The following is a 25147-nucleotide window of genomic DNA, read 5'->3' on the forward strand; positions in this document are numbered from 1 at the left end:
TAATCACGTTGTTGCCACTGCCGGTTTACCGGATAATCCCTGTTTGGCGGGCAACGCTGCCCGCCACGCCAAGCAGGGCAGGGGCATGCCACAGAACACAGTCAAATCGCAGGAAACGCTCAATCGGTTGACGCTGGCACTGGACAGTGGCGCCTTCGTTGACGTCCGTCGCATGCTCAACGGCATACCGCCGGCCGATATCGCCCACCTGCTGGAATCCTCGCCGCCCAAGTTTCGGAACATCCTCTGGAAACTGATCGACGTCGACATCGAGGGCGAGGTGCTGGGCGAACTGCCTGACGACCTCCAGGCCCACTTCCTGTCGCGCATGGACGCGGCAGAAGTCGCCACCATCACGGAAGGGCTGGAAGACGATGATATAGCCGACATCCTGCAGCAACTCCCGGATCGTGTGACCTGGGAAGTGCTCAATTCCATGGACCATCAGGACCGCGCCCGTCTGGAACAGGTCATGCTGTACCCGGACGATGTGGCCGGCGGCCTGATGAACACCGACACCATTACCATCCGCGCCCGCCTGACCCTTGACGTGGTAATGCGCTACCTGCGCCGGCACGAAGACCTGCCGCCGATGACAGACAACCTGATCGTGGTGAATCGGTCCGACCAGTTTATCGGGCTACTGCCACTGCGCACGTTGCTGGTATCCGACCCGGCGACAACCGTGCGCGAAATGATGGTAACCGATGTCGACCCGATTCCAGTAGACATGCCCGATCACGAGGTAGCGCGATTGTTTGAGCGCAATGACTGGGTATCAGCGCCGGTCGTAGACGAAGGCGGACGACTGCTGGGCCGCATCACCATTGACGACGTCGTCGATGTTATCCGCGAGGACGCCGACCACTCGTTCATGTCCATGGCTGGCCTGGACGAGGACGAAGACACCTTCGCCCCGGTAGCCAAGGCCGCTCCCAGGCGCGCCATCTGGCTAGGCATCAACCTGATAACAGCTTTCATCGCCGCGTCCGCCATCAACATGTTCCAGGACACTATCGACAAGGTTGTAGCGCTCGCTGTGCTGATGCCGATAGTCGCCTCGATGGGCGGTATTGCAGGCACCCAGACGCTCACTGTACTGGTGCGTGGTATCGCCATGGGCCAGGTGGGCCGCAACAACCAGAACTGGCTGCTGGTGCGCGAGGTCACTATAGGGGTGCTTAACGGATTCCTGTGGGCGGCGGTGGTGGCCGTTGCCGCGTCGATGTGGTTCAACGATTGGCAAATCGGTTTGATCATTGCCGCGGCCATGGTCATCAACCTGGTAACGGCAGCGTTTACCGGCGCAGCCCTGCCCCTGATGCTGACCCGTTTCCAGATTGACCCGGCATTGGCCGGCGGCGTAATTCTTACCACCGTGACCGACGTGGTCGGTTTCGTCTCTTTTCTTGGACTGGCGACCCTGTTCTATGCGTGACGAGAATAACGACAGTGAGGAAGATGGCGAATTTCTTCCCAGCAAGAGCGAACTTAAACGCCAGATGCTTGCGCGGCAAACACTGGGAGAGCAGCTAACGCGACTGACTGAAAAACAGCTGGAAACACTGCCGATCAACGACGAACAGCTGCTGCGCGCGATTCGCGAGACCCGCCGCATCAGCAGCAAGAATGCGCTGCGACGCCACCTGCAGTACATCGGTAAACTGATGCGCGATGTGGATCCGGAGCCTATCAATACGGCCCTGGAGCAGATGCACCGCCCGGACCGGGAGGCGACTGCTGCCTTCCACGCGCTGGAAAACCTGCGCGAGGAAGTGCTTGCGGCTGGCGTTGCCGGCGTCGAGACAGTACTACAGAGATGGCCCCAGGCCGATCGCCAGCAGTTGCGTCAACTGGTGCTGCAACACCAGCGCGAGCAAAAGCAGGGCAAACCACCGGCAGCCAGCCGCAAGCTTTTCCGGTATCTACGCGAACTGCACGAGCTTTATGGCGAGGGCTGAACAGGCTCCGCCGTTGCACCCTCGGCATCGGTAGCGAGCCCGCCACCAACCGCCCCCCGACCCGACACAGCGCTTCCCGGCGCCAGGCCCTTCTCGGCAGGGTCGTTGGGGTCCGCGAGCGGAGCTGCCGGTACGGACACCTGGCGCACCTCATCGTCGAAGATGCGATCGAAGCTGACGTCGGGCTCATCCCAGGTGCCCTCGATGGTGTACACACCACTGGAAAGGCGGTTGACCTGCTTTTCAAACACCTTGCTGACTACAAACACACCCGCGGCAACCGCGGGCCCTGCTGTCAGGGCTGCGACCCAGGGCAGGTTGTTGGCAACCGGAAGTGTCGCGACCAGTTCGCCATCCAGACTGCGGCTGGCGATATCGGATACGCCACTCATGGAGAACGCGCTGGAGGTACTGCGCACATCCAGTCCGGCGACCTCGATCTTGCCCTGGTGGAAAAACACCTCGCCTGTCACAGCGTCAAAATTCAGCCCCGATTCAAACATGTGCGACAAACTGAGTCGCTCCACGATCCCGGCGAGATTGACGATCTCGACTACCTGCAGCGCCCCGGCGCCGCCGGGCGTTTGCAGGAAGCGCCCCTTGCCGAGCGCGATATCCAAACGCCCCCCCAGTGACGCCAGCGCGAAGGCCTCCGGCGAGCCATCCCATTGCAGATCGAGAGCCAGGGTACCCTGGTCGGTCTCCACAAAGCGCGCATAACCCAGACGCTCCAGCGTATTGCCGATATCCTCGAATTCAAGGGGCAGGCGCGCCCTGCTGCCGTGTTCTGGTTGCCAGCTCAACTCGCCCGGCGATTCCGGCATCAATGAGAGGCCGGCCACCTCACCGGTGATATCGAGCATGCTGAGAGCACCGTCCGCCGCAGCCAGCGTGAACGCCAGTGAGCCGACCGCTTCACCGTTCATACGCAGTTCACTAATGCTGGCTTCGATCAGCGGCAGCGTTAACCCGCCCAGGCCATCATCAGGAGCACCGGGCGCTTCCGCTTCACCCGGGGACGTGTCCTCGCCGCCGGGCGGGGTAATGTCGAGGAAATCGATTTCCAGGCTCGCCACACCCTGTTGCGGCTGTCGATAACTGCCGTGCAGCCAGTCGGTAGCAGCGGTGACGGTCAGCAGATCCCGCTCCAGTTGCAGGCTGAAATCCACATCGGCAATCTCTCTTCCCCAGAGCAACAGGCGCTCAGTGTAGATACCGGTAATACCCAGTGTGAACTCACCGCTGGCGTCGGTGGAATTGTCCGCTGCCAGTTCCTGCTGCGCCTCCTCGCGGCCCAGCAGATAGCGGTTACTGAAGTCCAGCCATGCCTGTGCGTCCACCAGCGGTGCCCGCCCCTGCACCAGCACAGACCCCGGCTGCAGTTCCGGGGGCGGCGCCTCCAGGCCAAGGCCTGCCGCCCGCAGCTGCCCATTATCGATATGCAGGTGCAGGGAGATATCCTCACCGAGAGCCATGCCCAGCACAGGTCGTTCACCGCCCAGTGGCAGTGCGATCTCCAGTGGCAACGTCGACGCCGGGAGCTTGGTCCAGGGGGGCGGCAGATCCAGCGCCATACCGGCGAGGTCAGAACTCAGGGTCAGCAGCGGTATTTCGCCCGGAATGACGGTCACCAGCCCGTTTACCTCTGCCGTGCCGTCAGCCAGTTCCAGGGCCTGCAGTTGCAGCCACTCACTGAGAGCGCCGGAGCTCACGCGCGACTGAAAGGACACCTCCAGCGCTGAATCAGCCATGGCGAATGCCGCGTCCTGGCCCCGCAGGTTGCGCTGCCGCAACGCTGCTGTCACCTCCTCCTGCCAGAGCGTAGCGCGCAGTTCCTTTGAGCTGAACCCTTGCGCACTGGAATAGCCTATCTGCCCCGCCAACTGCTGCAACGGCAAGCGGCCTTGCTCGATCAGCAGCGCCACATCCCCAAGCTCGACCGCGACATCGACCTCGGGAGGAGCACTCGGGTCGGCCAGGTTCAGTTCCAGTTGCAGGTGCGTTTCGAGGTCTCCAGCGGCCTGCCACCGGGCAAATGCAGCACCGGTCAGGTCACCCAGCAGCGATTCATTGACCACGCGCAGGCCATCGGCTGCACTGCCACTGATGCGCCCATCAATTGCCAGTCGCATCTGCGCATCGTCATCCATCCAGCTTTCAGCGGACAGGTGCGTGACCGAGGACTCATAGACCTGGGCGCTGTCCGCCCACACGCTGACATTGGTATCGTCAATCAATACCGTGCCGTCAAAGTTAGACACCGCAGGCCAGTCCGGGTGATAGGCCAACGCCGTGTCCTCCAGGTTAAGCATCAACTGCACGGTGCGCAGATCGCTGGCGCCGCTGCGCAGGGTGCCGCGCCAGACGAAACCAGCCTGTTCTACCCGCCCCTCGCCCACCGCGCTGCCCAGCCAGTCCAACAGCCCCGCATTGAGGATGTACGGCAGGTATTTCATCCGGTACCGCGGATGCGAATCGGCCAGACCCACCAGCAGGTCCATCTCCAGACCGGTATCCGTGGCGGTAAAAGGAATATTCAGGCTGAACAGGGCTTCGGCCTTGCCCTCCGCGCCGCGGGCGGTGATCAGGTCGCTGTGCAGCAGCAGCGAATGCTCGTCCCAGTCCAGGTTTAGCGTGCCGTAAAAATCCTCATAGAACAGCGGATCGCGATAGACAGTGGGAAAATCCAGCGCAAACTGCTGGCTATCCAGAACCACATATCCGCCGTTGTCGGACAACTCAAAGTAGCCGGTGCCTGAAGTCACCCCGGGGGCACCCCTCCAGGAATCGACCTGGAGCGCGTCGAAGTTGCCCTCCACGTCCCAGCCCGCCAATGGATCCGCCCTGTCGCCTACAGCCAGTTGCATGGCAGATACCTCGCCGCGCATATTCAATATCTGGAACACGGAGCGCAGGGCTTCCGGCACCGCCGGCGTATCGAGCAACAGCTGATTCAAGGGTTGCAGCTGCAATGCGGCAGTTCGCAAACGCAGCGAATCACCCCAGGCATCAACTTGCAGGCGCGGCACCGCCAACTCGGTCCCGGCGTGCGCAATCAGAAGATCGGAAGCGTACGCTGTCCAGCGCTTGCGGCGCTGAACCAGCGTTGCCTGCAGAGACAATTCGTCCAGGGGTAGCGACCAGCTCCCATCCAGGGGTTGCAGCACCGCATTTGACAGCGCCAGATCCACGTCCACTTCCACCTTCCCGCGATCCCAGAACAGCCAGAGTTTGCTGGCCAGCTCTCCCCCGGCCCAAACGCTGGGCGGCTCTGCGAACAGTTCGGCAATGGCATCGAGATCAGCCGACTCTATCTCCATGAACAGGGTGCCCTCAAATTCGGCGGGGCGGAACGGGTTGCCCAGGCCTTTACCGACGACGCTGATCGCGGTGCCGGTTGTCGCCAGCAACTCTGCGCGCATGTGGCGCTGGCTGCCATCCCGGGCGAGGTGCAGCGCCAGGTCATACTGCCTCAGCTGGCCACCGGGCAGGCGCAGTTGCAGGCGGTTGTCCTCCAGCGTGACGTACTCGATATTGAGCAGGAACTGTTGCAGCCACTCGCCCAGCGTTCCGCCACCGCCGCTAATCCCGGGTATGAGGAGCTTGCCGTCAGCTGTCAACTCGCCTTCCAGGGCCAGGCCGTCGAGCCGCAGGGACGTGATCTGCAGGCTGCGGTTGGCCAATGAGCCCAGTACGTCTATGCCAATGCGCCCGCCGGTAAGCTGCAGTGGTCGCGAGGTGCCATCCAGCATGTCGAACTCAAGATCATGCAGCACTATTTCGGGCGTAAAAGAAGACCACTCCCCGCTCAGGTTGCGCGCCGTGACGGCAAACGGTACCCGACTGTTGATTTCAGAAAGCACAACATCCTGCCAGTTATGCAGGTTGGTGCTCAGCACACGACCAAGACTGACGTACGTCGCCAGCAGGACGATTGCCGCGACGACGCACACCCAGAGGACATTGCTCAGCCTGTGAAAAATTGATCGTTGCAACTCGCTACACCCGCCGCTTTAGAGCAGTACGATATCGAAGTGTTCCGGATTGTTGTCCGGCTCTACTCTCAGACTGATTGACTTGCCAATAAATTCCTGGAGGTCGGCGACATTTGCCGATTCTTCATCCAGTAACCTGTCGATGACTCCCTGGGCCGCCAACACCAGGAGTTTGTCGGCCTCGTAGGCGCGGGCGTCACGCATGATTTCCCGAAAAATCTCGTAACAGATGGTCTCCGCCGTCTTCAGTACGCCACGCCCCATGCATACCGGACAGTCCTCGCACAGCAACTGTTCGAGACTCTCCCGGGTACGCTTGCGCGTCATTTCAACAAGTCCCAGTTCTGACACTGCGGTAATCTTGTTACGGGCAGGGTCCCTGGCCATGGCTTTTTCCAGGCTGCGATGCACCTGCCTGCGGTGCTCCTCATCCTGCATGTCGATAAAGTCGACAATGATGATACCGCCCAGATTACGCAGGCGCAGCTGGCGCGCCAGCACAGTAGCCGCTTCCAGGTTGGTCTTGAAGATGGTTTCCTCGAGATTGCGACGCCCGATATAGGAGCCGGTATTGACGTCGATCGTTGTCATCGCCTCGGTCTGGTCAATAATCAGGTAACCGCCAGACTTGAGCTCCACCTTGCGCGCCAACGCGCGCTGGATATCATCCTCGATACCGTGCAGGTCGAACAGCGGGCGTTCTCCGGCATAGTGTTCCAGCAGCCCGGACACCTCCGGCATATACGCCGTGCAGAACTCCTGTAGCGCAGTAAAGCTCTCGCGGCTGTCTATGAGAATCTTTTCCACGCCCGGGCGGGCGAGGTCACGGACGGTGCGCATGTGCAAGGGCAGCTCGGTGTAAAGCAATTCAGCCTTGCGCGCCGCTTTGGCACGGCGCGATACCGCGGCCCACAGCCGTTTCAGGAAACGCAAATCGACGCAGATTTCTTCCAGCCCCACGCCTTCTGCCGCGGTGCGCAGGATGTACCCGCCCTCTCCCTCCATTCCCTCGGCAACCAGGCCTTCTGCCAGCAGGCCCTGCAGGCGTGTGCGCTCATCGACATCGTCAATACGCTGGGACACGCCGACGTGATCGCTCTGGGGCATGAACACCAGGTAACGTGATGACACCGACAACTCTGTGGTCAGCCTGGCACCCTTACTACCAAGCGGGTCCTTGGTAACCTGCACGATCACTTTCTTGCCCTCGTGCAGGTAGTCACCAATGGCGCCCGTACCGCGAGCGCGACCCTCGGCGGCTGGATCGTGTATGTCGGAAACGTGGATAAAGCTGGTGCGCTCAGCACCAATATCAACAAACGCAGCCTGCATTCCGGGCATCACGCGAACCACCTTGCCCGCATAGATATTGCCTACCATGCCCAGGCTGGCACTGCGCTCTATGTGGATGTCCTGGGTGGCGCCATTGTCGACCACGGCTACCCGGGTCTCCATTGGCGTCACATTGACCAGTATCTCCTCACTCACCCGATGTCTCCAGCACATTGGCGATGCCGAGGCCCGACAGCAGTTGCCAGGTCTCGGCCAGGGGTAAACCCACTACATTACTGTAGCTGCCCTCTATGGACCTGACAAAAGCGCCAGCCAGCCCCTGGATGGCATATCCCCCGGCCTTGTCCCATGGTTCCGGCGTCGCCAGGTAGGCCTCGCAGAGCGCCCTGCTCAGTTGAATAAACTCCACCTCGGTGCTCACCAGGCGGACTTCCGGCTCCGCCTCCGGAAGGCACAGGCAGATGGCCGTGAGCACTGAATGCCGACGCGCACTCAGGCGCGCGAGCATGCCCAGGCCATCAAAGTGATCCACCGGTTTGCCGAGCACGTCATCGTCGATGACAACCGAGGTGTCCGCAGCCAGCACAGCGACATTCTGCCCCGGGTAGCGCCCGACTACCTCGGTAGCCTTCTCCAGCGCCATGCGCTGTACATACGCATCGGGTTTTTCTCCCTCCCGCGGTGTTTCATCTATATCGGCGGGGTCACAGCGATACTGGTAGCCAATCTGTTGCAATAACTCCCTGCGCCTGGGTGACGCCGAGGCCAGAATCAGTTCCATATCAGCTCACCTGGTAATAGCGGCGCAACCCGCGCAGGCTGTGCAGCACAAAGGGCCACAGCAAGGCACTGGAAACAGCCGGCAGCAGGAACAACATTGTCTGGGCGCCCGCGCCCTCCAGGCTCTGCACCCATTGGCAGACCATCTGGTTTATCCCGACCAGTACAAACACCACCGCCGACTGCTGCCACAAGCTGAAGACACGCAGCCGCTGGTACAGCAACAGCGCCAGCAAGGCTACCGAAACCAGGGCAAAAGCGTTTTGCCCGATTACCGCCCCCTCACTCACGTCCAGCAGGATGCCCAGCAGCACAGCAGTGGTGATGCCTACCCGGTGGGGCAATGCGATGACCCAGTAAATCAGGGTCAGCGCGACCCACTCGGGGCGCCCCCAGGCAAGCCATGCCGGCAGCGGCAACACCGCAAGCACCATGGCGGTAAAGAAAGTGAACACAATGACCCAGTAAGCGTGTGCGCCCTGGCCGTCCAAAACTCAATTCTCCCCGGCTGGCTTGGACGTGAACACCAACAGCACATGACGACTGCGCTCCAGCGCTGCACTGGGGGTTGCGGTGATACGCGCGAACGCTTCTCCCGGGTCGCGTTCTATCTCGTTGACCACAGCCACCGGGTAGCCAACGGGAAAACGACCGCCGAGACCGGAGCTGACCAGCAGGTCCCCTTCACGGATATCGGTCGTGGCCGACACGTGATGGACTTCCAACAGGGTCAGGCTGCCCGTGCCTTCCGCGATGGCCCTGACGCCATTGCGGTTTACCTGCACGGGAATGGAGTGGGTGGCATCGGTGATCAGCAGCGCGCGGGCATTGATCGGGCTGACCTCGACGATCTGACCCAGCAGTCCGTCGGCATCGATCAGCGGCTGGCCGACGAAAACCCCGTCATTGCTGCCCTTGTTGAGTACCAGTTGATGACGCACCGGGTCGGGAGAAACCCCGATCAACTCCGCTACCAGTACATCGTCACGTAACAGGGCCGATGAATTCAGCAGTGCGCGCAGGCGCACGTTTTCCGCCTGCAGCGATGACATTTGCAGCGAGCGACCCTGCAATACCAGGTTTTCCTGCCGCAGTTGTTCATTCTGCTCGAGTAGCTCATCACGAAGTACCAGGTGCTCCTGGTTCCAGTCCGAGACGCGTGAAGGGATATCCGACACCCAGTAGACCGGAGCAGCAACGACTTCCAGTGCCGAACGGGTCGTCTGCAGGGCATTGAAACGCAGATCCGCCGCGAGCAGCCCTACCAACAACAGGGTGACCAGCAACAGGCGCAGCCCCAGGGTTGACTCTTTGACGAATAGTGGCTTGATGGTGTCTCCTCAGCGATTCCTGCCGGAACTCGGGGGACAGTTTACTTACTCAGTGGACAGCAGGTCTATGGTACGCCTGTCCATAAGCTCCATCGCCCGGCCGCCACCGCGAGCCACACAGGTCAGCGGCTCCTCGGCAACGATGACCGGGAGACCCGTCTCTTCGGAAATCAGGCGATCCAGGTCACGCAACAGGGCGCCACCGCCGGTGAGCACGATGCCACTCTCGGCGATGTCTGCAGCGAGCTCGGGGGGAGACTGTTCCAATGCCGATTTAACGGCCTGTACGATGGAAGACAAGGGATCCTGCAGGGACTCCAGTATCTCGTCGCTATCCAGGGTGAAACTCCGCGGCACGCCTTCTGCCAGGTTGCGTCCGCGCACGTCGATCTCGCGCAGGTCGGAACCGCCGAAGGCACAGCCCACTTCCATCTTGATCTTTTCCGCAGTGGCGTCCCCGATCAGGCTGCCATAGCGGCGGCGCACGTGGGACACGATGGCCTCATCAAAGCGATCACCGCCGATGCGAACAGAATCGCGGTAGACGATGCCGTTAAGTGAAATAATGGCAATTTCGGTGGTACCACCACCCACGTCCACCACCATGCACCCACTGGCCTCTTCCACATCGAGGCCCGCGCCAATCGCGGCGGCCATGGGTTCTTCGATGAGACGCACTTCACGTGCCCCGGCAGACAAAGCCGATTCACGAATGGCGCGACGCTCCACCTGGGTGGACATGCAGGGCACACAGACCAGCACCCGGGGGCTGGGACGGATAAAACGGCTCTCGTGCACCTTGGCAATGAAGTGCTGGAGCATCTTTTCTGTTACCTGGAAGTCGGCGATCACACCGTCTTTGAGGGGCCGTATCGCGGTGATATTACCGGGAGTTCTGCCCAGCATACGCTTGGCCTCGGTGCCGACCGCCTCGATAGTCTTCTGGCCATTGTGGATGCGAATGGCAACGACTGACGGTTCGTCGAGCACGATGCCCTTGTCGCGTACGTAGATCAGGGTGTTGGCGGTGCCCAGATCAATGGAGAGATCGTTGGAGAATACTCCACGCAATTTCTTCAGCATTAAGTTTTACTACCTTATGAATACAACGAGGAACCAGGCCGGACCATCCCGCACGCTTCCCTAACAGCCGCGCATCAGGTGGCAAGCCCTTTGAATGCTGCGGTTTTCAACCGTTTTTTGTGGAGACATATTATTCGCGCAACTGTAACAACCACGGGGATTTTGGGCAAGGCGCAAATGTGATAACTTTAGCGCCCCTGCCGCATTCCGGCGGCTGTTCCCGGTTGTAAAAATATGGCTATTGAGCAAGACGAGATTGAAAAAATCGCCGAGCTGGCGCGCATACGCATCCCGCAGCAGGAAATTGGCGAGCTTACCCAGCGTATCACTGCAATACTTGGCATGGTGGACCAGTTGCAGGCCGCCGATACAGACGGGGTGGAGCCTATGGCCAACCCGCTGGATGCGACCCAGAAGCTACGTGCGGACGAGGTAACAGAAAGCAATCACCGCGAAGCATTCCAGGCCATCGCGCCGGCCGTAGAGAACGGTCTGTACCTCGTACCCAAAGTCATCGACTAGGCCTCCAGCACCACATCAGGACACCAGCCATGTATCAACAGACTGTCGCCGAGTTGGCCCGAGGGCTCCGAGACAAGCAATTTTCCAGCGTCGAGCTAACGCGTCACTTCAGCGCGCGTATTGCCGAGCTCAATCCGCAACTCAACGCCTTTATCACCGTTGACGAGGCAGCCGCGCTGGCCGCCGCGGTGGCGGCGGATCAGCGCATTGCCGCTGGCGACGCCGGGCCACTCACGGGGATACCGATTGCACACAAAGACATTTTCTGCACCCGAGGCATGCGCACCAGTTGCGGATCGAAGATGCTGGATAACTTCATTCCACCCTACGACGCCACCGTGGTGGCACGGCTAAATGGCGCCGGCGCGGTCACGCTGGGAAAAACCAACCTGGACGAGTTCGCCATGGGCTCTTCCAACGAGAACAGCTTTTACGGCGCGGTCAGGAACCCCTGGAACGCGGATGCCGTCCCCGGGGGGTCCTCTGGCGGCTCCGCTGCGGCGGTGGCGGCTCGCATGGCCCCCGCCGCCACCGGTACGGACACCGGCGGCTCAATCCGCCAGCCCGCTGCGTTCTGTGGCATCACCGGCCTGAAACCGACCTATGGCCGGGTTTCCCGGCTGGGCATGGTCGCTTACGCCTCCAGCCTGGACCAGGGCGGGCCGATGGCCCACACCGCTGAAGATTGCGCCCTGCTGCTGAACGCCATGGCAGGCCATGATCCACTGGATTCCACATCCTCTGCCACCGCGACCGAGGATTACACTGCCGGGTTGTCAAATCCGCTGCAGGGCCTGCGCATCGGCCTGCCGCGCGAGTATTTTGGCGACGGCCTGGATGCCGCCACAGGGGATTGCGTCCAGGCAGCACTGCGCGAGTTCGAAGCCCAGGGTGCTGAACTGGTAGAGATCAGCCTGCCCAACAGCGCGCTGACCATTCCGGCCTACTACATCATCGCGCCGGCAGAAGCATCGACCAACCTGTCACGCTTTGACGGGGTTCGCTATGGCCACCGCTGTGAGCAGCCCGGTGACCTGCATGACCTCTACACCCGCACGCGAGAAGAAGGCTTTGGCGCCGAGGTCAAGCGCCGCATCCTCGTGGGCACCTACGCGCTCTCCGCGGGCTACTACGACGCCTATTACAAGAAAGCGCAGCAGGCTCGCCGGTTAATCCGCGACGACTTCCTGGCCGCATTTGAGCAGGTGGATGTGATCGCCGGCCCGACCACGCCCGGACCGGCGTTCAAACTCGGGGCCAAAACCGACGACCCGGTGGCAATGTACCTGGAAGATGTCTACACCCTGGCAGCAAACCTGGCCGGCCTGCCCGGCATGTCAGTTCCCGCGGGGCTGGTAAACGGCCTGCCGGTGGGACTGCAGTTGATCGGTCGCCACTTTGCGGAAGCCCAACTGCTCAATGTGGCACACCGGTTCCAGTGCGCTACCGACTGGCACACGCGCACCCCGGCACAGGGAGGTGACGCCTGATGCAATGGGAAACAGTAATCGGCCTGGAGGTGCATCTGCAACTGGCCACGCGGTCAAAGATTTTTTCCGGCTCCGCCACCACGTTTGGCGCCGAACCCAACACCCAGGCCAGCGCCGTCGACCTCGCCATGCCCGGCATGCTGCCGGTGCTCAATGAGCAGGCGGTGCACTTCGCGGTGATGTTCGGCCTGGGCATAGACGCGGAAATCGGCATGCGCTCTGTGTTTGACCGCAAGAACTATTTCTACCCGGACCTGCCCAAGGGCTACCAGATCAGCCAGTTCGCCGACCCCATCGTCGGGCGCGGACAGTTCGAGATCCAGCTGGAGGATGGCAGCAGCAAGCAGATTGGCATCACCCGCGCGCATCTCGAGGAAGACGCGGGCAAATCGCTGCACGAGGATTTTCACGGCATGAGCGGGATAGATCTGAACCGCGCCGGTACGCCGCTGCTGGAAATTGTCAGCGAGCCGGACATCCGCAATGCGGCCGAGGCGGTCGCCTATCTCAAGGCACTGCACAGCCTGGTGACATACCTCGGCATCTCCGATGGCAACATGGCCGAGGGCTCAATGCGTTGCGACATCAACATCTCACTGCGCCCACAGGGTCAACAGGAATACGGCACCCGCGCGGAGATCAAGAACGTCAACTCGTTCCGCTTTGTAGAAAAGGCCATTCGTCACGAGTTCGAGCGCCAGGCCGACATTCTCGAAAGCGGAGGCCGTGTGGTGCAGGAAACCCGCCTCTACGACGCAGAGCGCGACGAGACACGACCCATGCGCAGCAAGGAAGTGGCCAACGACTATCGCTATTTTCCCGAGCCTGACCTGCTGCCCGTGGTCATTGATGAGGCATACGTGCAGCAGGTTCGCGACAGCCTGCCGGAGCTGCCCGCAGCCAAGCGCCATCGCTTCATGGAGGCTTACCAACTGTCTGCCTACGACGCCAGCGTATTGTCCGACAGCCTCGCGCTCGCCGATTTCTATGAGCAGGTAGTGGGTGTCTGCGGCGACGCCAAGATCGCGGCAAACTGGGTCCAGGTGGAACTACTCGGGCAGCTTAACAGGAACGAACTGGATATCAGCGACAGCCCGGTGTCGGCCAGTGCCCTCGGGCAACTGATCAGCCGCATTCTCGATAACAGCATTTCCGGCAAGATAGCCAAACAGGTCTTCGAGGCGATGTGGCAGGGCGAGGGAAGCGCCGACGATATCATCGCCGCCCGCGGCCTCAAGCAGGTTTCAGATACCGGCGCGCTGGAGGCGATGGTGGACGAGGTGATCGCCAACAACGCCGCCCAGGTGGAACAGTTCCTTGCCGCCGACGACGCCAAGCGCAAGAAACTGGTTGGCTTTTTCGTTGGCCAGGTCATGAAAGCTTCCAGGGGTCAGGCCAACCCCAAGATGGTCAATCAGCTACTGGCAGAAAAACTGAAATAATCGCCCCTGCCGGCCCGGCCCGGCACAGAGACACAGGTATAGCAGTATGAGAAAAGACAAGGAAAAGGTTCTGGATGAAGTCTGGACAGAAGACCGCGTGCGCAGCTTCCTCGAGGTCCGGCCACACGACGGCAGCAGTGAAGATTTCCACATGCTCCTGAAAGCGTACCAGAGCATGCGCGCCGAAGACTTCGAGCTGTTTGTGCGCTTTTTTTGCGAGCAGCAGCGGGACATCAATGCCTGTGGCCGCGACGGCCGCACGGTGCTGGACATCGTCACCAGTCACCGCAACGGCGGGGAGTATGCAGACCTGCTGCGCACAGCAGGCGCCGGCAGCGTGGACTAAAGCGCCGCCAGCAGCGCCCGCACCACCATGACCCAGACTGCGAGAGACGATACCAGGTAGACCAGGAAGCGGTGCATTACGCGGTTGTAGGTGCAGTGGATCAGGCTGTGCAGAACACGCCCTGCCACGAAAACCCAGGCACAGGTGATATGCAGGCTGTCCACCATGCCAAATACCGTCAGGTACAGGCAGACGACGTAAAACAGCACCGGCATTTCCAGCAGATTCTTGAAGTTATTACCCGGCCCCGACACATCCGGCGGCAGAATCGCCTGCACTTCAGCCGGTGTTTTCAGTTGCTCGGCGTCGATCTGGTTAGCCGTGAGATAGCCGAGTCGGCGCACGAACATGTAGACCCAGACCAGCAAGGTCAGGCACAGCATACTGGCGATAGGCAGCGCCAGCTCCGCGTTGAAAAGCTCCACGTAAATTCTCCTTTTTCTGCGTTGATTGCTCCGTGGGCAGGACTATACCACCCGCGCGCTATAACTACCGTACCCCTTTTGCTATGCTAGCGGTCCACCTGCAGAGACATGAGGATACAAGTTGATCACCCTTTACGGCATCAAGAACTGCGACACCGTGAAGAAGGCCCGCAAGTGGCTGGAAGACCGCGAAGTCGACTACCATTTCCACGACGTGCGCGCCGACGGCCTCGACCGGGATACGGTGTCGCAGTGGCTGCAGGCTTTGGGCTGGGAAGCAGTGGTAAACAAGCGCAGCACCACCTGGAAGGGCCTCGACCAGTCCACTCGCGACAACATGGATGAGGACGCGGCGCTGGACGCCATCGTCGCCAATCCCACCTTGTTCAAGCGCCCGGTGCTGGACACCGGGCACGAGCTGCACTGCGGCTTCTCCGCCGCCAACTACCAGACCATATTCAACCACCACACCCTCTAGGGTAGATACAGGAATAACAGCATCATGACCGACACCGCGTTTGCGTTCGGCCTCGGCGTAGGCACTCAAAACAGCAAGGGAGATTGGCTGGAAGTGTTCTTCCCGCAGCCTTTGCTGCACCCCGCCGGGGCGCTGGTGGACGCCACAAAAGAACTGGAGACATCCGCGTCACTCGATAGTGACCAACTGCGCCAGTTGCAGGCCGACCTGTCGGCAGCGGGCGAGAGCGCGCAGGCGGCACTGGCCGGCCGGCTGCTGGACAGCGGCCGTCCCGCCGTGGCTGTCCTGCTGGCCGCGGACCAGGCGCCGGCGAACGTACCCGAGGGCTACCTGAAACTGCACCTGCTCTCGCATCGGCTGGTGGCACCGCACGGCACCAACCTGGATGGCCTGTTTGGTGTGTTACCGAATGTCGCCTGGACCAACGAGGGCGCCATCGATATCAACGAACTCCCGGAACGCCAGCTGGCGGCGCGGCTTCGCGGGGACGTACTGGAAGTCAGCTGCGTGGATAAATTTCCCAAGATGACCAATTACGTGGTCCCGGCAGGCGTGCGCATCGCCCACACCGCCAGGGTGCGCCTCGGGGCCCATCTCGGTGAAGGCACTACCATCATGCATGAAGGCTTCGTCAACTTTAACGCCGGCACTGACGGCCCGGGGATGATAGAGGGCCGCATATCCGCGGGGGTGCGTGTGGGTGCCGGTTCAGATCTGGGCGGCGGCTGCTCGACCATGGGCACCCTTTCCGGTGGTGGCAACATCATTATTTCCGTGGGCAAGGAATGTCTCATTGGCGCCAACGCGGGCATCGGTATTCCACTGGGCGATCGGTGCACCGTTGAAGCCGGGTTGTTTGTCACCGCGGGCACCAAGGTCAACATGCTCGACGCGGCGGGCATGCCCGTCGAGACAGCCAAAGCCAGGGACCTCGCCGGCAAATCGGACCTGCTGTTCCGACGCAATTCCACCACCGGTGCAGTCGAGTGCCTGACCAACCGGTCCGCCATCGAACTCAATGAGGAGCTGCACGCGCACAACTAGGCGCGGGCAAGAGGATTTGGACAAAACACTCGAACTCTGCTGCGACCTGATGCGTCGCGCCTCGGTAACCCCGGAAGACGCCGGCTGCCAGGCGCAGATGATGATGCGACTCGAAGCCATCGGCTTCCGCTGCACGCCACTGCGCTTTGGCGATGTAGACAATTTCTGGGCGGAGCGAGGTGAGCGGGAGGGCCCCCTGCTGGTCTTTGCCGGGCACACCGACGTGGTACCGACAGGCCCGCTGGAACAGTGGCACACTCCCCCTTTTGAGCCCACACTGCAGGGTGACACCCTGTATGGACGCGGCGCCGCCGACATGAAAGCCAGCCTCGCGGCTATGGTCGTGGCCTGCGAGGCGTTCGTAGCGGCTCACCCGCAGCATAGCGGCCGCATCGGCTTCCTGATTACCTCCGATGAAGAAGGCCCCGCGGTCAACGGCACCGTTAGGGTGATGGAGTGGCTGTCAGAACGGGGCGAGCAGATTGACTGGTGCCTGGTGGGCGAACCTTCCAGCAGTGACCAGCTTGGCGACGTCATCAAGAACGGTCGCCGCGGCTCGCTCAACGCCACCCTTACTGTCAAGGGCACCCAGGGCCACATAGCCTACCCGCAGCTGGCCGACAACCCGATTCACCGCGTGGCGCCGGCTCTGAGTGCCCTGACCCGGGAAACCTGGGACCAGGGCAACCAGTTCTTCCCACCAACGTCCATGCAGATTTCCAATATCCACGGCGGGACCGGCGCCACCAACGTGATCCCGGGGCACATAGAGGTGGTGTTCAATTTCCGCTTCTCGACGGAAGTAACCGATGTGGAGTTGCGCCAGCGGACCGAAGCCCTGCTCGATCAGCACGGACTCGACTACGACATCCACTGGAGTCTCAGCGGACAACCGTTCCTGACGCCCCGGGGCGAACTCGTCGATGCGGCGGTGGCGAGTATTCGTGAACAACTGGGAGTGGAGCCCGAACTGTCCACCTCAGGCGGCACCTCCGACGGCCGCTTCATCGCCCCCAGCGGCGCGCAGGTGCTTGAACTGGGCCCGGTAAACGCGACTATCCACAAGGTCAATGAGGCGGTCCATGCACCGGACCTGCCTCGCCTCGCCGCAGTTTACCGCGGCATCCTTGAGCGACTACTGGCCGCCTAGCGCATCCAGCATGGATTGCAGGCCCATTCGGGCCAGGGCCAGGTTGCCCTCCCCCGGCACTACCAGCACTGTACCCGTATCCAGCGCTGCCAGGCTGGCAGCGACGACGTCCTCCGCATCCATCCACATATCTTCCGGGAACATATCCGGATCAAAGCCCTGGGCCTTCATGGGCTCGTGAATCTCGGTGCGCACAAGGCCAGGGCACAAGGCCTGAACGCCAACGCCAGTCGCCTCGAGTTCCTGCTGCAAAGACAATGAAAAGTAATTCAGGAAGGCCTTGCTGCCGCCGTAAACGGCGAGCTTGCGCCCCGGAAGGAACGAACCCAGGGAGGACACATTGATAATGGCGCCCTTGCCCTGCTCCAGCATATACGGCACGGCCGCACGCGCCAGCGTGATACTGGCGTCACAGTGCAAGGTCAGCATATCGCGCTGGCGCCCGATGGGTTCGTCTGCAAAATCACCGAAGGGGCTGAAACCGGCATTGTTGACCAGGAGATTAACCGGCCCCTTCTGTCGCAATGCGTCCATGGTGCGGGTCACCCCCTCTACCGTGAGCAGGTCAGCCTGCACGGCGTGCACCGCCGTTTCATCACCCAACGCCTCCTGCAACTGCGCCAGGCGGTCACTGCGCCGCGCCACCGCGATAATGGCATCGCAGCGCCCGGCCAGTTGTCGGCAGAACTCCTCGCCAAGGCCCGATGAGGCGCCTGTTACCAGCGCAATGGTTTTATTTTCTGACATGATTACAGCCTCTGGAAGTGGTCTACAAAACGCTGCATATCATAGCGCGTTTCCTGCACCCGGGGACGTTCAGCCCAGTGCAGCGAGCACGTGCACGTCGTAGCGAACCGCGCGGCCCTCGATGCTGTGCGAGGGCGCCACACCTGCCAGCGCCTCCGCCCTGGCTGGCCGCTTGACCACCACGCGCGCAACCTGCTGCTGCAGGGCCCAGTGCAACGTCGCTTCACCGTCACCGCTGCTGTCGTGCAACAGATACTGGAACAGGGCCATCTCTTTCTTGACCGCGGCTGCCTTGGTGCGAGCTGGGAACATCGGGTCAAGGTAGATCACGTCCACGTCAACCAGTTGCTCCGGCGGTAACAGGCAGGCATCGCCCTTGTGCAATTGCATTCGCGACACCCGTTCAACAAGCCAGCTGTCCCCGGAATTGCGCGCGGCGTCCATGCCCGCCTCGAGCATGGCAGCTATTACCGGGTGGCGCTCACACAACCTGACCCTGGCACCCAGGTCGGCGAGGACAAAACTGTCCCGTCCCAGGCCTGCTGTCGCATCGATGACGCTCAACGCCGACTTCCTGCCGACACCGACAGCCTTACCCAGCAATTCATTGTGCCCTGCGGCGCGCCGATGGCGCATGCCGGAAGAACCGAAGTCTACAGATACCGGGCCCGGCATCTTGCGGCCGCACAGCTGCAGCGCCAGCTTGTCGTCGCTGACCAGCAGCAGCGCGCGGGCAGCAGCATAATCACGGGGCATTACTCCCACGGGAGCCAGCAGGCAGCCCAGCGAACGCGCCAGGCCTTCGGCAGTGGCCAGGGAAGCTTCAGTGCAGGCACAGACGGCAAGGGGCTCGGGGTCACCCAAGGCAGGCGTTCCTAATCCTCGACGATACTGCCATGCCGCTTTTTCAGTAGCGAGGCAAGGTCGTCGAACAATTCCTCCGCTGAGGGTGGTGGTTCGCCCGCTTGCTGGCCGCCCGTATCAGCGTCCGCCTCCGGCTCGGCCACCTGGCCCTGGAGGCGTGATGCATCGAGACCCAGCTGCGTGCTGTCTCCCTCGGTCTCGATCGCGCACTCCAGGTTGTAGGCATAGCGGGACAGGCCGTGTTTATCGGTAATGCGAAAGCGTCGCGGGGACCGTTCGCCGGCGTCGTCGAGGTGTTCGCTGAGGCGACAGTTGATCGACTCCACCTTCTTCCCGGCAATCTGCAAGCCCGCCAGCGCAGACATCTCGCGATTGCAGGCCGCAACGAAAGCGGGCGTCGGCACGTGGGCTGTCGCCAGGGCGCCGTCGGCGAGCTCGGTACTGAAATCACCTACCAGTATCTGCTCAGCGGCCGCCAGTTCGACCATCCTTGCCAGCTCGATGGTCACGTCACCGACAATGTAACTGAACACCGTGGGGTTTACCCCCTCTGCCTGGTAGAGCTCGTAGTGGCCGCCGATATGGTAGGCCGAGCGTATCACCGGCACCGTGTTGCCACGGGAGGCCGCTCGCGCAGCCGCGTTATCAGCCACCACCAGCAGCATGAAGTAAAACAGGTCGAGGTTGGCACCCGGGCCCAGCCTGCGATTCCAGATATAGTAACCATCGCCCGTGGTGGTGCGTGCGAAGTTGATCTCAATCCCGCGCGCCAGAAGTTTGTTGTAGGCAGAGTTCAATGAGTAGGACAGGCTGTTGAGCTGGCTGGCCTGCTCAAACGGTGTATACAGCGAAAACTCCACAATATCGAATAGCAGCACCGCCCTGCTGTCGACGTAGCTGAGCCCATAGCGCCGGATCAGCTGCTCAACCTGCTGAATAACCTGTGGTTCTTCGCTGAGCGCCGTGTCCAGCTTGATAAAGGTCGGGGAGACCTCAAGCCGGTCTGACACCGCAAACATCTCCTCGCGCGTGGTGCGACGCTGCCCGGAAATCAGCTCACGAATAAATTCCTCGTTGCCGCGATGCTGTTCATCTTCGGCACAGTAATTACCCAGGAAATAGTGCGGTACAAAAATGACCAGCAGGCCGCGCTCATCCGCGCTCCAGCAAAGCACGATGTTCTGCCCCAGGCGCCACTGCTTGCGCAGCGTCTTTTCCAGGGCCTTCAGGTTACCGCGCTGCACCAGGGAAATTGCCTCGCCGCGAGCGCTTGCGCTATCGGGGGATGATTTCCCCAGCTTGCCGGATTTTGTCATCAAGCTTTCCGATTTTTTATCCCTAATGCGATGCTATTATAGGTAGCCATTGGCGCCGCGGCTATGGGTAATGTGCCCGGCTCCAGATGCTGATTTACCGAGGAGGCGGCAATGTCGCGCTGGATGATCATGCTCGCAATGCTGTCCTGCCTGGCCGGCTGCGGGAATTACGATTTCAAAGTAAACGAGAAGGTGGTGTATACACCGCAGCCACTGTTCAGTGACTTTGCCATCAGTGACCCTGCCCTGCGCGCCTGCGTGGAGCAGGCGATCATCGACCAGAAAGTAGTAGAGGCCAACCAGCTGCTGATACTCAATTGCAGCAATGCCGGTATCAGCGCACTCGACGGGCTGGAAATATTCACCGGCCTGCGCCAGCTCAAACTGTCAGCCAACGCCATTCGCAACCTGATAGCACTGGCCACGATGTCTTCCCTGGAGAGCCTGTATCTGGACGACAACGAGGTCGTCGACCCGGTACCACTGTATGAACTGCTGTCACTGCGCAACCTTGACCTGTCCGGCAATGTGCAGTTGCAGTGCCCGGCAGGAAACGCACTGTTCCAGGTGGAAGACGTGACACTGCCCGAGCACTGTCGCCGCCCATGATTTACCGACTGATCAGCTACCTGCCCTTTCCACTGCTCTACGCACTCGCCTGGGTGGTTTACCTGCTGCTGTACCACGTGTTCCGCTACCGCAGGGACGTGGTGAAAGCCAATCTGGCAAACGCCTTTCCGGAGAAATCAGCTGATGAGCGCAAGGCCATCGGCCGCCAGTTCTATCGCAGGCTGAGCCAGGTCGCACTGGAGATCGTCAAGGCGCGGCGCATGCGCGCAGAGGATTTCCTGCGCCGGGCACGCATTATCAACCCGGAGATTCTCGAGCAGCAGAGCGAGGGCTTTACCCGCTCGGTCATCGTACTCACCATCCACCAGGGCAACTGGGAGTGGATGCTGCACGGCGCCACCAGCTACTTCAGGATTCCCATAGATCCGGTGTACAAACCGCTGCACAACAAAAGCGTGGACAAGCTGATTTTCAGCATCCGCAGCCAGTTCGGGTCGCGACCGCTGTCGATGGCGGAGTCGACCCGGGATATATTGCGCCGGCGCAGGGAGTTTCGCATCTTCGTGATGGTGGCGGACCAGTCGCCCATTCGCAGCGAGCGCGGCTACTGGACGCAGTTCATGAACCAGGAGGCAAACTTCTACCTCGGCACTGAAACCATCGCCAAGATGACCGGTTTCCCGGTGGTCTTTGCCCAGTGCCATCGCCGTCGCAGCGGGCACTATGAAATCGAATTCCGGGAACTGGCCAGCCCGCCCTATGACAAAGAGTCCCACGCCATCACCGACCGCTACGTCGCCCTCGCCGAGGCCGCCATCCGCCACGAACCCGAGAGCTGGCTGTGGAGCAATCGGCGCTGGAAGCGCAACCGCAGTGAAGAAGAAGCTCGTGAGCAGGCTGCGGCAGCTCAGACGGCGAGCCAGTCGAATCCTTCTGACTGACAGGCCCAGGTCACGCCCTCCAGCGACTCCAGGACAGCTGCCAGCGCCGCTTCGGCACAGGCCCGGGAGTTATTGTTCTCGCTGATATGCGCGACCACCAGGTGGTTCAGCTCAGCAACGCAATCCAGCTCACGCAGCAGGTCGGCAGCCTGTTCATTATTAAGGTGCCCCCAGTCACCGCCTACCCGGCGCTTGAGTTGTGGCGGATACGTGCCGCCGGCAAGCAGCCGTGTATCGTGATTGAATTCCAGCAACAGGCTGTTACAGCCACGGTAGCTGTTAACCACATGCGGGGTCACAGAACCCAGGTCGGTGAGAATACCCAGTGAGCGTTGCTGCCAACTCAGGCGAAACTGGCAGGGCTCGAGCGCATCGTGCGGCACGGCCACAGTTTGCACGGCCAGGGCACCCACTTCGAACCTGTCGTCACAGTTGAAACAGCGCAACTCGTGAGCGCCATCACAGCGCCCACTGGCCGCAGTACCATAGGTGAGGTAGACAGGGATGCGGTACTGGCGAGACAAGCGCGCGACCCCTGCGCTGTGGTCACTGTGCTCATGGGTGACCAGGATGGCACTCAGTTGTTCCGGTGCCAGCCCGAGCCGCGCCAGTCGCCGGGTGGTCTCGCGCGCAGAAAAGCCGCAGTCAACCATAACCAGCGTGTCATCGGCCTCCACCAGGGTGGCATTGCCCTTACTGCCGGAACCGATGGAGGCAAAGCGCATCGGCAGATCAGTTAATGTTGCCCTTGATCAACGACAACAGCGCCTGCTGGTCGCGCACTGAGAGCTCTGTGCCCTGCTCCTGTGGGCGCAGGAATATGCGCACGCCTGCATCACCGGCGTCCTCAAGGGTGACCACAAAGTTCTCGCCGGCATGGGGGAACTCATCGTCGCTGTCCCAGAGCCAGTCGAACCAGCCGTCATCCTCTTCGCTGGACGGACCGTTGAAGAGCGCAAAATAGGTGCCACTGCTGCGGTCGAGATCGGTGACCGAGAAGGTAGACTTCTCCAACGCGCGACCCATCGAGGCCCAGGCCCTGGGGAAGGGCAGTTGCAATTGCAGGTAGGGTTCGCCAGTGGCGCTCTCCTGCATGGAAATACGGCCGCCCGCGCTGATCGCCTGCTCTGCCACCATGGACACGGGCGCCGCCTCGGCGCTGTTGGCGATGTACTGCGCCAGGGACCTCAGCATCTCGGCCTCCAGCTCAAGGTCATCTGACTGATCGGGCCAGTTGCCGACATCGCCAGCCTGGTTTTGCTGCAGCACATGCAGCTCACTGGTGCCGCGCTGGACACCCTGTTCGATGCGCACCTGGAACCGACTGTTCATGGGGGCTGACTCCAGTTTCAGCCAGCCCGTCTCCAGGACACCGGCGCGGGCGTCAACCCGCGACACGCCGATACCGGCGCTCGCCAGGAAGCTGCGCACCTGCGGCCATACCTGCCCGGGCGCCTCGTCCACCAGCGCCCAGCTTTCGTCACCGAGACGCTGGATACGCACCAGTTCCTCGCTACCACCCGCCACCAGCGGTGAGGGCCGTGGCACTTCAAACTTGCCGGTGTCTACAACCGAACTCTGCACCGGCGGCACCGGGTAAATCTCCTGCAGGGTTCCCGAGTCGGCGCCATCCGGCACCTTGATCGCGGCCATCTCCGGGGCTTTCTTGTAGTCATTGGATGGGTCGCGGAACACGCCCTGGTCGCCAAACAGGTAGCCGCAGCCGGAAACAGGCAGCAGCAGGACAGACAGCGCGGCCATACGCCTGAAGTGATATAGGTTCATACTTCCGCCACCGCTTGCAGGGCTGCAGCCAGCTCCTGGTGATACTCTGCGGCCAGCGGCGTCAGCGGCAGGCGGATACCCCCGCCAATTCGCCCCTGGTGCTGCAAGGCCCATTTCACCGGTATCGGGTTGGACTCCAGGAACAGTGCCCGGTTGAGCGGCGCCAGCCGGCTGTCAATCGCCGCGGCAGCCTCCCGGTCACCCGCCGCCGCCAGGCGACACATCTCCGCCATCAGCGCGGGCGCCACGTTGGCGGTTACCGATATATTGCCCTGCCCCCCTGCGAGGATCAGCTCCATCGCAGTAGGGTCATCACCAGAGTACACCGCCAGCTGCTCGCCACAGCGGGCAATCAGGTCGCGGCCGCGATCCACGTCACCCGTGGCGTCCTTGATACCGACAATATTGGCAATACCCGCCAGCCTGGCCACGGTGTCGTTGTGCATATCCACCGCGGTGCGCCCGGGCACGTTGTACAGAATTTGGGGCACATCCACCGCCTCGGCGATGGCCTTGTAATGCAGGTAGAGCCCTTCCTGCGTCGGCTTGTTGTAGTAGGGGGTTACCAACAGGCAGGCATCTGCGCCGGCATCGGCTGCGGCGCGTGTCAGTTCGATGGCTTCGCGGGTGGCGTTGGCGCCGGTGCCCGCGACTACCGGGATGCGGCCGGCCACGTACTGTACGCAGTGCCTGATCACGTCACAGTGCTCGGGTACGCTGAGTGTGGCGCTCTCACCGGTGGTGCCCACCGCGCCGATGGCGCCGGTGCCCGACTTCATGTGCAGATCCAGGAGGCGGTCCAGCGCCTCCCAGTCGACGCTGCCGTCGTTGTGCATAGGCGTAACGAGGGCGACAATACTGCCGGTAATCATGAGTCATTCTCCGCAACAGGCTGGCGGACAGGCGGCGCAGCGCCGGGGTCCGTCGGGAAGTCCGCCATTATCCATGAAGGGGGCCGGATGACAACCGGCTTGGGCTAAAATTGAACGGCCTGCTATGCTTGCATCAACCCGGATTTGAGGACTTCCCGTGATCGCTGTGCCTGCCATTTTCCGCCCCTTGCTGGTCCTGTTACTGCTGCTGCCGATGTCTGGCCACACCCAGAACGAGGCGCGAATCAGCGAGCTGTCCTATCTCGACCGCCAGTTCATGCAGCAGCAGCGCGACCTGCTGAATGACCTGGTCTCCCGCCAGTTTGGCAGCCAGTTCAGCGGCGAGCGTGACCGCGACCTCCGCCTGTTGCAACGACTGCTGGACGAGCGCCTGGTGCGCAACGACCAGACCCGGGAGCTGCAGGCCATGGGCGTGGTCATGGGAGATTTGCTGGCGGCAGAGCTCGGGCTTGACTGGGTGGTCTACGAGGACAGGGCCGGCCGCAGCCGCGCCCTGCGCTACCAGCAGACCGACAACTACCTGTTCCCGGTCACCATGATTTCCAGGCGCAGGGAAGCGGGCAACGCGACCCCGGTGTCCCGGATCTACGAAAAAGCCGTAGAGAGCATGCGCGCCGTCGTACCCGCGCTGCCGTTCAGCTGATGCCACGGGGTGACAGCCGGGCGCTTCAGGCGATAGACTGCCATCACC

At 61.7% G+C, this 25147-nt stretch carries 25 protein-coding genes; 12 read left to right on the top strand and 13 right to left on the bottom strand.

Features of this window, described 5'->3' with window-relative positions; genetic code table 11:
• The first annotated feature begins 85 nt into the window (after positions 1–85).
• Entirely contained in the window at positions 86–1438 is a 1353-nt protein-coding gene (gene mgtE / locus F0M18_RS09050) for a magnesium transporter (RefSeq protein WP_149611073.1), read from the top strand.
• Positions 1431–1961, top strand: coding sequence for a ribosome biogenesis factor YjgA (yjgA, locus tag F0M18_RS09055; protein WP_149611074.1), 531 nt, complete (start codon positions 1431–1433; stop codon positions 1959–1961). The genes mgtE and yjgA overlap by 8 nt, the downstream gene beginning before the upstream one ends.
• Here the strand turns inward: yjgA and F0M18_RS09060 are convergent.
• The 6 genes from F0M18_RS09060 to F0M18_RS09085 are packed head-to-tail and all read right to left on the bottom strand — an operon-like array spanning position 1946 to position 10443.
• Positions 1946–5956: a YhdP family phospholipid transporter gene (locus tag F0M18_RS09060; RefSeq protein ID WP_149611075.1), complete on the bottom strand. Its 4011-nt coding sequence runs from the start codon at positions 5954–5956 to the stop codon at positions 1946–1948. The genes yjgA and F0M18_RS09060 overlap by 16 nt on opposite strands.
• Before the next feature lie 18 nt (positions 5957–5974).
• Positions 5975–7444, bottom strand: coding sequence for a ribonuclease G (gene rng / locus F0M18_RS09065; protein ID WP_149611076.1), 1470 nt, complete (start codon positions 7442–7444; stop codon positions 5975–5977).
• Complete coding sequence (locus F0M18_RS09070) at positions 7437–8030, bottom strand: Maf family protein (RefSeq protein WP_149611077.1); 594 nt, start codon at positions 8028–8030, stop codon at positions 7437–7439. Before F0M18_RS09070 ends, rng begins: the two co-directional genes overlap by 8 nt.
• Position 8031: 1 nt before the next feature.
• On the bottom strand, positions 8032–8520 hold the full coding sequence (gene mreD / locus F0M18_RS09075) for a rod shape-determining protein MreD (RefSeq protein WP_149611078.1): 489 nt from the start codon (positions 8518–8520) through the stop codon (positions 8032–8034).
• 3 nt (positions 8521–8523) lie between these two features.
• Complete coding sequence (gene mreC, locus F0M18_RS09080) at positions 8524–9360, bottom strand: rod shape-determining protein MreC (RefSeq protein WP_149611079.1); 837 nt, start codon at positions 9358–9360, stop codon at positions 8524–8526.
• A gap of 45 nt (positions 9361–9405) precedes the next feature.
• Positions 9406–10443, bottom strand: coding sequence for a rod shape-determining protein (locus F0M18_RS09085; protein WP_149611080.1), 1038 nt, complete (start codon positions 10441–10443; stop codon positions 9406–9408).
• Between the two features lie 234 nt (positions 10444–10677).
• Here F0M18_RS09085 and gatC point away from each other — a divergent pair, with 234 nt between their 5' ends.
• Genes gatC through F0M18_RS09105 form a run of 4 tightly spaced genes read left to right on the top strand, consistent with a single transcriptional unit; the run spans position 10678 to position 14243 of the window.
• Positions 10678–10965: an Asp-tRNA(Asn)/Glu-tRNA(Gln) amidotransferase subunit GatC gene (gene gatC, locus F0M18_RS09090; protein ID WP_149611081.1), complete on the top strand. Its 288-nt coding sequence runs from the start codon at positions 10678–10680 to the stop codon at positions 10963–10965.
• A 29-nt stretch (positions 10966–10994) separates the two neighbouring features.
• Positions 10995–12455: an Asp-tRNA(Asn)/Glu-tRNA(Gln) amidotransferase subunit GatA gene (gene gatA, locus F0M18_RS09095; protein WP_149611082.1), complete on the top strand. Its 1461-nt coding sequence runs from the start codon at positions 10995–10997 to the stop codon at positions 12453–12455.
• Complete coding sequence (gatB, locus tag F0M18_RS09100; RefSeq protein ID WP_149611083.1) at positions 12455–13897, top strand: Asp-tRNA(Asn)/Glu-tRNA(Gln) amidotransferase subunit GatB; 1443 nt, start codon at positions 12455–12457, stop codon at positions 13895–13897. The genes gatA and gatB overlap by 1 nt, the downstream gene beginning before the upstream one ends.
• Before the next feature lie 46 nt (positions 13898–13943).
• Positions 13944–14243: a PA4642 family protein gene (locus tag F0M18_RS09105; RefSeq protein WP_149611084.1), complete on the top strand. Its 300-nt coding sequence runs from the start codon at positions 13944–13946 to the stop codon at positions 14241–14243.
• On the opposite strand, the gene F0M18_RS09110 is transcribed toward F0M18_RS09105, so the two are convergent.
• A complete protein-coding gene (locus F0M18_RS09110; RefSeq protein ID WP_149611085.1) occupies positions 14240–14668 on the bottom strand; it encodes an MAPEG family protein in 429 nt (142 codons plus the stop codon). The two genes, F0M18_RS09105 and F0M18_RS09110, sit on opposite strands and share 4 nt — an antisense overlap.
• 121 nt (positions 14669–14789) lie before the next feature.
• On the opposite strand from F0M18_RS09110, the gene F0M18_RS09115 reads away from it, so the two are divergent.
• From F0M18_RS09115 to dapE, 3 genes are read left to right on the top strand one after another with little or no spacing between them, the layout of a single operon-like run.
• Positions 14790–15146, top strand: coding sequence for an ArsC family reductase (locus F0M18_RS09115; RefSeq protein WP_149611086.1), 357 nt, complete (start codon positions 14790–14792; stop codon positions 15144–15146).
• 24 nt (positions 15147–15170) lie between these two features.
• Positions 15171–16190 carry a 2,3,4,5-tetrahydropyridine-2,6-dicarboxylate N-succinyltransferase gene (dapD, locus tag F0M18_RS09120; RefSeq protein WP_149611087.1) on the top strand — a complete coding sequence of 340 codons (1020 nt, stop codon included), beginning with the start codon at positions 15171–15173 and terminating at the stop codon, positions 16188–16190.
• A 16-nt stretch (positions 16191–16206) separates the two neighbouring features.
• A complete protein-coding gene (dapE, locus tag F0M18_RS09125; RefSeq protein ID WP_149611088.1) occupies positions 16207–17340 on the top strand; it encodes a succinyl-diaminopimelate desuccinylase in 1134 nt (377 codons plus the stop codon).
• Here the strand turns inward: dapE and F0M18_RS09130 are convergent.
• The 3 genes from F0M18_RS09130 to F0M18_RS09140 form a co-directional block, all read right to left on the bottom strand.
• The gene (locus F0M18_RS09130; protein ID WP_149611089.1) at positions 17326–18087 is read right to left on the bottom strand and encodes an SDR family NAD(P)-dependent oxidoreductase; all 762 of its coding nucleotides are present in this window, start codon (positions 18085–18087) and stop codon (positions 17326–17328) included. The two genes, dapE and F0M18_RS09130, sit on opposite strands and share 15 nt — an antisense overlap.
• Before the next feature lie 69 nt (positions 18088–18156).
• Complete coding sequence (locus tag F0M18_RS09135; RefSeq protein WP_149611090.1) at positions 18157–18951, bottom strand: class I SAM-dependent methyltransferase; 795 nt, start codon at positions 18949–18951, stop codon at positions 18157–18159.
• 11 nt (positions 18952–18962) lie between these two features.
• Positions 18963–20267 carry a hypothetical protein gene (locus F0M18_RS09140; protein ID WP_149611091.1) on the bottom strand — a complete coding sequence of 435 codons (1305 nt, stop codon included), beginning with the start codon at positions 20265–20267 and terminating at the stop codon, positions 18963–18965.
• 111 nt (positions 20268–20378) lie between these two features.
• Here F0M18_RS09140 and F0M18_RS09145 point away from each other — a divergent pair, with 111 nt between their 5' ends.
• Positions 20379–20876: a hypothetical protein gene (locus F0M18_RS09145; protein WP_262500890.1), complete on the top strand. Its 498-nt coding sequence runs from the start codon at positions 20379–20381 to the stop codon at positions 20874–20876.
• Positions 20873–21778, top strand: a complete 906-nt coding sequence (locus tag F0M18_RS09150; RefSeq protein WP_149611092.1) for a lysophospholipid acyltransferase family protein — start codon at positions 20873–20875, stop codon at positions 21776–21778. Before F0M18_RS09145 ends, F0M18_RS09150 begins: the two co-directional genes overlap by 4 nt.
• Here the strand turns inward: F0M18_RS09150 and F0M18_RS09155 are convergent.
• From F0M18_RS09155 to dapA, 3 genes are read right to left on the bottom strand one after another with little or no spacing between them, the layout of a single operon-like run.
• Positions 21745–22503, bottom strand: coding sequence for an MBL fold metallo-hydrolase (locus tag F0M18_RS09155; protein ID WP_149611093.1), 759 nt, complete (start codon positions 22501–22503; stop codon positions 21745–21747). The two genes, F0M18_RS09150 and F0M18_RS09155, sit on opposite strands and share 34 nt — an antisense overlap.
• Before the next feature lie 7 nt (positions 22504–22510).
• Entirely contained in the window at positions 22511–23563 is a 1053-nt protein-coding gene (gene bamC / locus F0M18_RS09160) for an outer membrane protein assembly factor BamC (protein WP_149611094.1), read from the bottom strand.
• The gene (dapA, locus tag F0M18_RS09165) at positions 23560–24435 is read right to left on the bottom strand and encodes a 4-hydroxy-tetrahydrodipicolinate synthase (protein ID WP_149611095.1); all 876 of its coding nucleotides are present in this window, start codon (positions 24433–24435) and stop codon (positions 23560–23562) included. Before dapA ends, bamC begins: the two co-directional genes overlap by 4 nt.
• 157 nt (positions 24436–24592) lie before the next feature.
• On the opposite strand from dapA, the gene F0M18_RS09170 reads away from it, so the two are divergent.
• On the top strand, positions 24593–25099 hold the full coding sequence (locus F0M18_RS09170; RefSeq protein ID WP_262500891.1) for a DUF3806 domain-containing protein: 507 nt from the start codon (positions 24593–24595) through the stop codon (positions 25097–25099).
• The last annotated feature ends 48 nt before the right edge of the window (positions 25100–25147 follow it).

The sequence above is a fragment of the Pseudohalioglobus sediminis genome, assembly GCF_008370495.1.
Classification (GTDB): domain Bacteria; phylum Pseudomonadota; class Gammaproteobacteria; order Pseudomonadales; family Halieaceae; genus Halioglobus.